The sequence below is a fragment of the Ruegeria sp. BHSB058 genome (genome assembly GCF_059613285.1).
In genome coordinates this window covers 21,124-31,741 of sequence record NZ_JBXWSF010000046.1, presented here as the reverse complement: position 1 = coordinate 31,741, position 10,618 = coordinate 21,124, and the positions used below count along the sequence as shown (strand labels likewise).

10 protein-coding genes are annotated in these 10,618 nt (G+C 62.2%); 6 read left to right on the top strand and 4 right to left on the bottom strand.

The features are described 5' to 3' along the window. Both AC2FNB_RS12780 and AC2FNB_RS12775 read right to left on the bottom strand, forming a co-directional pair. On the bottom strand, positions 1–300 hold a 300-nt coding region (locus tag AC2FNB_RS12780), incomplete at its 3' end, for a GFA family protein (protein ID WP_496746837.1). Between the two features lie 43 nt (positions 301–343). After that, entirely contained in the window at positions 344–2,617 is a 2,274-nt protein-coding gene (locus AC2FNB_RS12775) for an NADP-dependent malic enzyme (protein WP_496746833.1), read from the bottom strand. Positions 2,618–2,756: 139 nt separating this feature from the next. Here AC2FNB_RS12775 and AC2FNB_RS12770 point away from each other — a divergent pair, with 139 nt between their 5' ends. The 6 genes from AC2FNB_RS12770 to upp all read left to right on the top strand — a co-directional run bounded on the left by AC2FNB_RS12770 (position 2,757) and on the right by upp (position 8,472). Beyond that, entirely contained in the window at positions 2,757–3,842 is a 1,086-nt protein-coding gene (locus tag AC2FNB_RS12770; protein WP_496746832.1) for a cupin domain-containing protein, read from the top strand. A gap of 81 nt (positions 3,843–3,923) precedes the next feature. After that, entirely contained in the window at positions 3,924–4,340 is a 417-nt protein-coding gene (locus tag AC2FNB_RS12765) for a cytidine deaminase (RefSeq protein WP_496746831.1), read from the top strand. Between the two features lie 4 nt (positions 4,341–4,344). Beyond that, entirely contained in the window at positions 4,345–5,652 is a 1,308-nt protein-coding gene (locus tag AC2FNB_RS12760) for a thymidine phosphorylase (protein ID WP_496746829.1), read from the top strand. Continuing rightward, entirely contained in the window at positions 5,649–6,860 is a 1,212-nt protein-coding gene (locus AC2FNB_RS12755) for a phosphopentomutase (protein WP_496746826.1), read from the top strand. The genes AC2FNB_RS12760 and AC2FNB_RS12755 overlap by 4 nt, the downstream gene beginning before the upstream one ends. After that, positions 6,857–7,843, top strand: a complete 987-nt coding sequence (locus AC2FNB_RS12750; RefSeq protein ID WP_496746822.1) for an adenosine deaminase — start codon at positions 6,857–6,859, stop codon at positions 7,841–7,843. Before AC2FNB_RS12755 ends, AC2FNB_RS12750 begins: the two co-directional genes overlap by 4 nt. Continuing rightward, on the top strand, positions 7,840–8,472 hold the full coding sequence (upp, locus tag AC2FNB_RS12745; RefSeq protein WP_480751202.1) for a uracil phosphoribosyltransferase: 633 nt from the start codon (positions 7,840–7,842) through the stop codon (positions 8,470–8,472). Before AC2FNB_RS12750 ends, upp begins: the two co-directional genes overlap by 4 nt. A 116-nt stretch (positions 8,473–8,588) precedes the next feature. Here upp and AC2FNB_RS12740 read toward each other — a convergent pair whose 3' ends face one another. Continuing rightward, entirely contained in the window at positions 8,589–10,115 is a 1,527-nt protein-coding gene (locus AC2FNB_RS12740; protein ID WP_496746819.1) for a hypothetical protein, read from the bottom strand. Between the two features lie 43 nt (positions 10,116–10,158). Beyond that, positions 10,159–10,611 carry a hypothetical protein gene (locus AC2FNB_RS12735; protein WP_480751205.1) on the bottom strand — a complete coding sequence of 151 codons (453 nt, stop codon included), beginning with the start codon at positions 10,609–10,611 and terminating at the stop codon, positions 10,159–10,161. Positions 10,612–10,618 lie beyond the last annotated feature (7 nt).

Here is a 10,618-nt window from a genome sequence, read left to right as displayed (position 1 = left end):
CAGGTCATCCGGGTTCTCCAGTGTTGCGGTGTAGAGATGGATGTTCACCGGGTCGCGGACGTTGCGATAGGCCATCTGGGTTCCGCAGTTGCCGCAGAACAACCGCTCGACCCCTTCGGACGACGCGTAGACACGCGGAGTCTCGCCAACCCATTTCACCTTCTCATGCGGCAGACCGAAAAACGCGGTGACGGGGGATGCGCAATTGCGGCGGCAATCCGAACAATGGCAATAGCAGCTCCATGCAACCTCGCCATCGCTTTGCCAGCGCACCGCATTGCAGTGACAATGCCCTTGCATTCTGACCTCCCTGAATGGGCGGTCGGAAAGGCGACCGCCGGACTTAACCGTAATGCGCTACAGGCGTTCCGGCAATGGCCGCCATGTTCAGGAGGCCGCGGGCGGTGATCGCGGGCGTCACGATATGGGCCTTGTTGCCCATGCCCATCAAGATCGGGCCGACCTCGATCCCGTCGGCCTTCATCTTGAGCACGTTGCGCACACCGCTGGCGGCGTCGGCGTGGGCAAAGATCAGAACATTCGCCGCGCCTTCGAGGCGGGAGTTGGGGAAGATGCGCTCGCGCAGGTCCGGGTCGAGCGCGGCATCGAGATTCATTTCGCCCTCATAGGTGAAATCGCGCGGTTTGCTGTCCAGAATTCGGATCGCGTCGCGCAGGCGCTTGCCGGACCCTTCGGCCTGATTGCCGAACTGCGACTGCGAGCAGAAGGCGATCTTTGGTTCCAGCCCGAAGCGGCGCACATGACGGGCCGCGCCCAAGGTGATTTCGGCCAATTCTTCCGGGCTGGGCCGAGTGCGCACATGGGTGTCGGCGATGAAGAGAGGGCCGTCTTCGAGGATCATCAGCGAAAGCGCGCCATGCGGGCGCAGGTCGCCGTCATTCAGCACCTGTTCCACGTAGTTCAGATGCCAGCGGTATTCCCCGAAGGTGCCACAGATCATGCTGTCAGCCTCGCCCCTCTGAACCATGATTGCGCCGATGGCGGTAGAATTGGTGCGCATGATCGCTTTGGCCAGATCGGGCGTGACGCCCCGGCGCTGCATGATCTGGTGGTAGGATGTCCAGTAATCATAATAACGGGGGTCATTTTCCGGGTTCACGATCTGGAAGTCCCGGCCCGGGCGCACCGAAAGACCGATCCGTTCGCAGCGCGCCTCGATCACTTCGGGGCGGCCGATCAGGATGGGGGTTTCGGTGGTTTCTTCGAGGATCGCCTGTGCCGCGCGCAGGACGCGTTCGTCTTCGCCCTCGGCAAAGACGATCCGGCGCGATGCGACGGCGGCGGCTTCGAAGACCGGACGCATCAGCAGGGCAGACTTGAAGACGGTCTGGTTCAGCTTTTCCTTGTAGGCTTCCAGGTCGGCGATGGGCCGCTTGGCCACGCCGCTTGCCATCGCCGCCTTGGCGACCGAAGAAGACACTACGCCAACAAGGCGTGGGTCGAACGGTTTCGGAATCAGGTAGTCGGCGCCAAACGTCAGCTGCTCGCCCTTATAGGCCGCCGCAGCCTCGGCGCTGGTGGTGGCGCGGGCAAGATCGGCGATGCCGTCGACACAGGCGATCTGCATCTCATCGTTGATTTCGGTTGCGCCGACGTCCAGCGCACCCCGGAAGATGAAGGGGAAGCACAGCACGTTGTTGACCTGGTTGGGAAAGTCGCTGCGCCCGGTGGCGATGATGGCGTTTGGCGCAACTTCGCGCGCGGCATCAGGCAGGATTTCCGGCGTTGGGTTGGCCAGCGCAAAGATGATAGGGCGATCGGCCATTTTCGCGACCATCTCGGGTTTCAGCACGTTGGGACCGGAAAGCCCCAGGAACAGGTCGGCCCCGTCGACCACCTGATCCAGTGTCCGCAGGTCGGTCTTTTGGGCAAAGGCGGCCTTTTGCGGGTTCATATCCTCGGCCCGGCCCTCGTAGACCAGCCCGTGAATGTCGCACAGCCATACATTTTCGCGTTTGACACCCAGTTTCAGCAGCATGTTGAGGCAGGCAATTCCCGCCGCGCCGCCGCCGGTGGAGACGATCTTGATTTCTTCGAAAGACTTGCCCGCCACATGCAGCGCGTTCTTGGCGGCCGCGCCGACGACAATGGCAGTGCCGTGCTGGTCATCGTGAAAGACAGGGATGTTCATGCGCTCACGGCACAGCTTTTCGACGATGAAACAGTCGGGCGCCTTGATGTCTTCGAGGTTGATCGCTCCAAAAGTCGGTTCAAGTGCACAAACGATGTCGGCGAGTTTTTCCGGGTCGGCCTCGTTCACTTCTATGTCGAAACAGTCGATGCCTGCGAATTTCTTGAACAGAACCGCCTTGCCTTCCATCACCGGTTTTGACGCGAGCGCACCGATATTGCCCAGCCCCAGCACTGCGGTGCCGTTCGATACCACCGCCACCAGATTGCCGCGTGCGGTATAGCGTTCGGCATTGTCGGCGTTGTCCTTGATTTCGATACAGGCCTCGGCCACGCCGGGGGAGTATGCCCGCGACAGATCCCGGCCATTCGCCATCGGTTTGGTCGCCTTGATCTCGAGCTTCCCGGGTTTGGGAAATTCGTGATAGTCGAGTGCCGCCTGGCGCTGGCTGGTATTGTCGGACATGAAGCGAACTCCCAAATTTAGTTTAGCATTAAACTACTTTTGACGCAGGGGAAACAGCCTTGGTGTGGCCACAGCGTCGCAGGTGGCTTCTTGCAAAACTGCCGCCTCGCGGCCACAGTCCCGCGCAAAGGAGAATGCCATGACCGACACCATAGCCGAGATGCGCCTGCCGACCAACGAATTGCGCGATGACATACCGTTCTACACCAAGGTTCTGGGAATGCGGATGGACATGATCTATCCCGCCGACGATCCGCGCGTTGGCGTCTTTTCCGGCCACGGGCTGCGTCTTCGCATAGAAAAGGACGCGCCGGAACCGCCCGGCACTCTGCGGATTCTGACCGAGAATCCCGACGGGTTCGCGGATGGCAAGCGAAGCATGGTCGCGCCGAACGGGACCCGGATCGAGATCGAGGAACGCAACCCGCCGCTGGTGATGCCGGAAACCGTGCATTCCTTTGTGGTGCGGCGGCTCAAGGATCAGGCGCCATGGATCATCGGCCGCGCGGGCATGCACTATCGCGATCTGGTGCCCTCGCGCCTTGGCGGCTCGATCATCGCTAGCCATATCCGCATTCCCGACGGCGGGCCGGTGCCCGACATGGTGCATTTTCATAAGGTTGGGTTCCAGTTGATTTTTTGCATTCACGGCTGGGTCGACGTTGTCTATGAGGATCAGGGGGAAAAGATGCGCCTGACGGCTGGCGACTGTTTCATACAGCCGCCGGAAATCCGTCACCGGGTCCTTGAGGCCAGTGACAACGTGCAGGTGATCGAGATCGGTGTTCCCGCCGAACACATCACCGAGATCGATCACGAGATGACCCTGCCCACCCCGAATTATCGCCCCGAGCGCGAATGGCAGGGGCAGCGGTTTGTTTACAATCGGGCTCGGGATGCCGAGTGGATGCCCTTCCGCTTGCCGGGGTATCTTTGCCGCGACACCTCGATTGCCGAGAACACCAAGGGCGTTGCCGGAGTACAGGTTGTCCGTCGCGGCGATGGTGAGCCGCAATGGGCCACCCATGACACCGATATCCACTTTTCCTTTGTCATGAACGGCAAAGTGACGCTGGAAGGCGAGGGGCGCGATCCGTACCGCCTGGAACAGGGCGACGCCTTTGTCATTCCGCCCGGGATGCGCACCCGGCTGAGCGATCCGTCGGATGATGTAGAACTGCTGGAGGTGACTTTGCCGGGCACTTTCACAACGACGTTGGGATAAGCTGAATTTAGCTGTTGAAAACCGGTTGCGGGGGCTTCAATTTCCCGCGGCCTTTCTTTTAGGGTAGGCCATTCTGACCAAGTGATCAAAAACCGGGGAATCGCCATGTCTTTGAAAGAGACCGCCTTGACCGTTCGCGAAAATGCGCACGCGCCTTACTCGAATTTTAAGGTGGGCGCGGCGATACGGGGGGCCTCGGGCGCGGTCTATGCCGGGTGCAACGTCGAGAACGTGTCGTATCCCGAGGGCACATGCGCCGAATCCGGCGCCATTGCGGCGATGGTGGCGGCGGGCGAGACGCAGTTGACCGAAGTCTATGTCGTGGCCGAGTGCCCCGAACCTGTCACGCCCTGCGGCGGGTGCCGCCAGCGGCTGGCCGAGTTCGGCAAGGGCGACGTGGTCGTGACCATGGCGACTACCAAGGGCGCCGAGATGCAAATGACCATCTCACAACTGCTGCCCGGTGCCTTCGACACCTCGCACATGGATGGACGCTGAACCGATGGATGCCCGTTCGATCATCGCCAAGCTACGCCGTCGAGAGGTGCCTGACGCCGGAGAACTGGCATGGTTTGCCCAAGGCCTTGCCGATGGTGGCGTCAGTGACGCGCAGGCCGGAGCCTTTGCCATGGCCGTTGTCATGGGTGGGCTGGGGGCTGAAGGGCGCGCCGCCCTGACACTTGCGATGCGCGATAGCGGTGAGGTTCTCCAGTGGGATTTCGACGGGCCGGTGGTGGACAAGCATTCGACAGGCGGCGTGGGCGATTGCGTCAGCCTTGTTCTTGCGCCTGCGCTGGCCGAATGCGGGGCCTATGTGCCGATGATCTCGGGGCGCGGGTTGGGGCACACGGGCGGCACACTGGACAAACTGGAGGCCATTCCGGGCGTCACCACGCAGGTCGGAAACGAACGCTTACGGCAGATCCTGCAGGACACCGGCGCCGCGATCGTCGGCGCCAGCGGCAGTATCGCGCCTGCTGACAGGCGCCTTTACGCGATCCGTGACGTCACCGCGACAGTGGAAAGCCTGGATCTGATCACCGCCTCGATCCTGTCCAAGAAACTGGCGGCCAGCCCGGATGCGCTGGTGCTGGACGTCAAGGCGGGCAGCGGCGCCTTCATGAAGACCATCGAGGATGCGCGCAAGCTGGCAACAGCTTTGACCGAGACCGCGAATGCGGCGGGTTGCAAGACCTCGGCCGTAATCACCGACATGAACCAGCCGCTTGCGCCGGCGCTGGGTAATGCGCTGGAGGTGGCCGAAGTGATGACGGTTTTGACCGGTGGGGCCGATACGCCATTGGCGGACATCTCTGCCATTCTGGGCGGTGTCGTTCTGGCCGATGCCGGACTTGCCAGCGACGCGGCGGATGGGGAAGCCAAGGTTGCAGGTGTGATCCGCGATGGCCGCGCCGCCGAGCGGATTGGCCGCATGATGGCCGCCGTGGGAGGGCCAGTGCATTTCGTGGACAACTGGGCGCGGTTTCTGCCTGAGGCGACCGTCATTCAGGAGGCAACGGCGCAAGACAGCGGCTATGTCACCGCGATCGATGGTGAGGCGTTGGGGCTGGCCGTCGTGGCGCTGGGCGGCGGACGACAGGTGGAAAGCGATGTCATCGACCCGGCTGTAGGGATTTCGGACATCGTGCGGTTGGGTGACAGGGTGTCCAGGGGCACGCCGTTGGCGAGGGTGCATGCGTCGCGAGAGGATGCCGCGCGGCAGGCGGTGGCCGCGGTGCGCAAGGCGATCCGGGTGGGGTCGAAACCCGTCACGGCGCCGGATCTCGTTCACGAAAGGATCAGCCAGTGACCCGCGCCTTTCTTGTGGTTATGGATTCGGTCGGAATTGGCGGCGCGCCTGACGCCGACCGGTTCTATAACGGCACGCTGCCTGACGCCGGAGCCAACACCGTGGGCCATATCGCGCAGGCTTGCGCCGAGGGGCAGGCGGAAGAGGGGCGCTCAGGCCCGTTGCATGTGCCGCACCTGGATGCATTGGGCCTTGGGGCGGCGATACGGCTGGCTTCGGGCGACCCGACGCCGGGTCTGGATGCTGAGCCCGTGGGGCTTTGGGGCTGCGCGCGCGAGCATAGCATCGGCAAGGACACGCCCTCGGGCCACTGGGAACTGGCGGGTTTGCCGGTGCCGTGGGACTGGCACTATTTCCCCGATGAGCATCCTGCGTTTCCCGACGATCTGAGCCGCGCCGCAGCGCAGGCGGCAGGGACGGACGGCATTCTTGGCAACTGTCACGCGCCCGGTACAGCGATCATCGACCGGCTGGGGGACGAGCATATGCGCACCGGCTGGCCGATCTGCTATACCTCGGCCGACAGCGTGTTCCAGATCGCCGCGCATGAAGAAACCTTTGGGCTTGAGCGGCTTTATGATCTGTGCAGGGCACTGGCCCCGCAGCTTCACGGGATGAAGGTAGGACGGGTCATCGCACGTCCGTTCGTGGGCGTGCCCGAAACCGGGTTTACCCGCACCACCAACCGCAAGGATTTTGCCATCGTTCCACCCGCGCCGGTGCTGACCAACTGGGTGCAGGATGCGGGGGGCAGGGTGCATGCCATCGGCAAGATCGGCGACATATTCTCGATGCAGGGGATCGATACGCTGGACAAGGGCGCGGATGCCGATCTGATAAGCCACCTGTCGCGGCTGGTGGACGAGGCAGAGGAGGGCAGCCTGACCTTTGCCAACTTCGTCGAGTTCGACAGTCTTTACGGCCACCGCCGCGATATCTCGGGCTATGCCCGCGCACTGGAATGGTTCGATGTGGAAATCGGCGTGATCCTGAACAAGCTGCGCCGCGGTGACATGCTGGTGCTGACCGCCGATCACGGCAATGACCCGTCGTGGAGCGGCACCGATCACACCCGCGAACAGGTTCCGGTTCTGGTTGCCGGATGCGGAACAGGTTCGGTCGGGCAGATCAACTATGCCGATGTTGCAGCCAGCATCGCCGATCACCTTGGCATCGCGGCGCAGGGGCCGGGGAGGAGCTTTCTGTGAGCATCGCCGACCTGCCCAAGATCGAACTGCATCTGCATCACGAAGGTGCGGCGCCGCCTGCATTCATCCGGCAACTGGCCTTTGAAAAGAAGATCGATCTGCGTGGGATCTTCAAACCGGACGGCACCTATGATTTCCGGGATTTCGCCCATTTCCTTCGGATCTACGAGGCCGCCTCTGAGGTACTGCAATCGCCCGAGGATTTCCGCCGCCTGACGCTGGCCATTCTGGAACAGAGCGCCGCGAACGGCGTGGTCTACTCTGAGACCTTCCTCAGCCCCGATTTCTGCGGCGGCGGCGACGTGCAGGCGTGGCGCGATTACCTGAACGCGATCCGGGACGCCGCCGACGAGGCCGAGCGCAAGTTTGGTGTCACCTTGCGCGGGGTTGTCACCTGCGTGCGCCATTTCGGCCCCGACAAGGCCAGGCGGGCCTCGATCTGCGCCGCCGAGACTGCGGGAGACTGGATCACCGGCTTTGGTATGGGCGGCAACGAAAGCGTCGGGCGGCAGCGCGATTTCGCATGGGCGTTTGACTGCGCGCGCGAGGCGGGGCTGCGCCTGACCACCCATGCCGGCGAATTCGGCGGGCCGGACAGCGTGCGCGAGGCGGTGCGCGATCTGGGAGTCGAACGGGTCGGGCACGGTGTGCGGGCCATTGAAGACCCCGAGCTTGTGCATGAACTGGCCGACCGCGAGATCACGTTGGAGGTCTGTCCCGGATCGAACGTTGTTCTGGGCCTCTACCGCGATTTCGCGGCGCACCCCATCGCGCGCCTGCGTGACGCGGGCGTCAAAGTCACGGTGTCGACCGACGATCCGCCATTTTTCCATACCACCCTGCGCCACGAATATGAGATGCTGCACAAGGCATTCGGTTGGGGGACGGAAGATTTTGCCGCGCTCAACGAAACGGCATTGAACGCGGCGTTTTGCGATGAAGAGACCCGTGCGCGGGTCAGAAAAAGACTGGAGACAACATGAGCGAACATCTGACCATCGTCGATCACCCTTTGGTGCAGCACAAACTGTCGCTCATGCGGGACAAGGGCACCTCGACCGCCGGGTTCCGGCAGCTTTTGCGCGAGATCACGCAGTTGCTGGCCTATGAGATCACCCGTGAGATGCCGCTGACCACACGCAGCATCGAAACCCCGCTGGAAGAAATGGACGCCCCCATCCTTGCGGGCAAGAAACTGGCGCTGGTGTCGATCCTGCGGGCGGGCAACGGTATGCTGGACGGGGTGCTGGAGCTGATCCCCTCGGCCCGCGTCGGATTTGTAGGCCTCTATCGGGACGAAGCGACGTTGCAGCCGGTGCAGTACTATTTCAAGGTGCCCGAGGGGCTTCAGGATCGTCTGGTGATCGTGGTCGACCCGATGCTTGCGACCGGCAACAGTTCCGCCGCCGCCGTCAAGCTGCTGAAAGAGGCGGGGGCAAACAACATCCGCTTCCTGTGCCTGCTGGCCGCACCCGAAGGTGTCGCCCGGATGCAGGAGGCGCATCCCGACGTGCCCATCGTCACCGCCGCGCTGGACCGGCAACTAAACTCCAAGGGCTATATCATGCCCGGCCTCGGCGACGCCGGAGACCGGATGTTCGGCACCAAATAGACAAGCTGAAGCCGAATGCGGCGGGCGGCTTTTGGCAGGGCTGCCGTCAGACAAAAAAGGCGCATGGGTAAGTGGGTTCCGGCGGTGCCGCGACGCGTCGAACGGACCGCGCCACGTCAGCTCAGAACGCCGGAAATAGATGCCAGCGCGGAGCGGGCGGTAGAGGCAACAGCAACATTTCCAAAGCCGCTGTTATTGTCGACTACCTCGAAAAACTCGTTTTCGAGCTCGCGTTCGTATTCGGCGATCAGGGATCGGGCTTCAACCTTGAGTTTCTCGCGGGCATCGCCTGCGGGGGTGTTCACGATCTCGTCCAGCTTGTCCTCGAGGCGGGCATCCAGGTTTTTGATGTAGTCCATCAGACCGCCAATCTCGCTGGTGACATCCAGGTCCTCGATATCCGCCGTTGCCGCCACGATGGTGCTTTGCAGCGAGCGTATTTCGGATTGCATCTTGGCCCGGGCCGATTCCCAGCGCAGGCGGCTTTCGGCAAATGGTTTGACGTCGTCGGGAATATCCGCGGCGAAAGCGGACTGCCCGTCGTCGCGACCGGCTTTCAGCATCTCGACAACTTTCGGCAATGCCGCCAGCGCTTTGCTGTAGTCACCATCTGAGGCACAGTTCGTTGCCCAGTTCCAAGCAGTGCGGAATGCGTCGACGTCGGCAACCTGGCCCATGCTCAGGGCCTTTTCGGCAAGTGGCGAGATCTTAGCAAAGGCCGCCTCCCATTTGGCCTGATCCGGTGCTGCCTTTTCGGCTGCCGTTTGTTCCTTTTCCTGCGCCACCTGCGACGCAGTCAAGGCAGCCTGAACTTTTTTCAACAGCGCTGCCGCGCCGGATGCGTCCGCAGCCTGAATCAGCCCGTCTGCCTGATCAAGGGCGGCGTCGAGTTTCGCCTTTACGTCCGCAACCGACCCTTCGGCACGGACGCGCAGTTTGGCGGCAGCCTCGGTCAATTTGGCCAGGTGCGGATCGGCGGCCCCGTCATTGGCAGGTCCTGACAGTTTGTCGAGAACACCTTCGACGGTGGCCATCGCCTTGTCTGCGGCATTCAGATCCTGTGCTTTGATCTGTGCGACAATGCTTTTCAGTGCGTCGTTGAGCTTTGCAGCGGCATCGGGAAGCGCTGCGGCCCGCTGTTGAGCCGACTTGATCCGCGCCACCAGGCCGGCAGAGGACTGTTGGTCCGCTGAAACAGGTTCTTCTGCTGCCTGTGAGTCCTTGTCGCCGGGCTCAGCTGCGGCGGCGGTATCGGAACCGTCGTCCATGAGATCCGGATCGTCCGGCATGTCCTCTATGTCTTCCTCGAGGACATTTCCGTTGGCATCGAGGACCTGGACGTTGAGCATGACCTTGTTTGCCTTCAGGAACCGTTTGAGGTTCTTCGCCAGGGCCGGGATCACCCGTTCGCAAGTCAGCTTCATGACCTTCTGCTCGACTTCGCAAGTGCCGAAGGCCACTTTGACGCCAGGTCCTTCCTTTTTTGCCGTCTTGGCCAGCAGGTTGCCCGGCTTTTTCCGGTGCATCGCAAAGTAATGTTCGGCGGGATCCTTGCCGGGATTGAAGGCAAAGGGCAACCGACCCCTGCGCGCCAGCTTGACGAATTTCTTTAGTTCGGGACCGTTCAATGCGTCGTCTGGCATGCTGTCTCCAATCGTTGCACGGGAAGCCGTGGCCGGCGGCACCTCAGGTGGCCGGTTCGAGCGGTAGCGGCGTGTAGGTTTGCGCGGTCAGATTCGGGTTGGTCGGTGATGCCTCGACCCGGTAGGGAACAAAAAGTGCGGTGTCGTAGACGTAATAGGTGAGCGTTTCACCGGCTATTGCGGGAACAGCTATGGCTGAGAAATCCGGAATGCCAAAACTGCGTGAGCGGATCACGTTCTGTTCGTAGGGCTGGCCGGGTTCCTCGGCCTCGATCCGGGACCGGTAGAGCGCTTCGTACTCGGCTGCGTCATCGATGACGCGGTACCGTGTCCGGTAGGAAAAATGAGTCATCATCCGGGCAACCTTGCTGGCGTTTTCCGGGGCCGCCGTGTCGTGGGAGGATTGCACCACTTCGCCCCAGTCTGAATAGGCTTGGGTGCCGATATAGACCACCGGCTTCTGTTCTTCGCCGAAAGTCAGGGCGATACGGGGCATGCTGTCT

What these genes read in the sequence shown, in the direction of transcription:
- AC2FNB_RS12775 (WP_496746833.1), bottom strand. Translation starts at nt 2,617, where the DNA reads ATGTCCGACAATACCAGCCAGCGCCAGGCGGCACTCGACTATCACGAA.
- AC2FNB_RS12770 (WP_496746832.1), top strand. Translation starts at nt 2,757, where the DNA reads ATGACCGACACCATAGCCGAGATGCGCCTGCCGACCAACGAATTGCGC.
- AC2FNB_RS12760 (WP_496746829.1), top strand. Translation starts at nt 4,345, where the DNA reads ATGGATGCCCGTTCGATCATCGCCAAGCTACGCCGTCGAGAGGTGCCT.
- upp (WP_480751202.1), top strand. Translation starts at nt 7,840, where the DNA reads ATGAGCGAACATCTGACCATCGTCGATCACCCTTTGGTGCAGCACAAA.
- AC2FNB_RS12740 (WP_496746819.1), bottom strand. Translation starts at nt 10,115, where the DNA reads ATGCCAGACGACGCATTGAACGGTCCCGAACTAAAGAAATTCGTCAAG.
- AC2FNB_RS12735 (WP_480751205.1), bottom strand. Translation starts at nt 10,611, where the DNA reads ATGCCCCGTATCGCCCTGACTTTCGGCGAAGAACAGAAGCCGGTGGTC.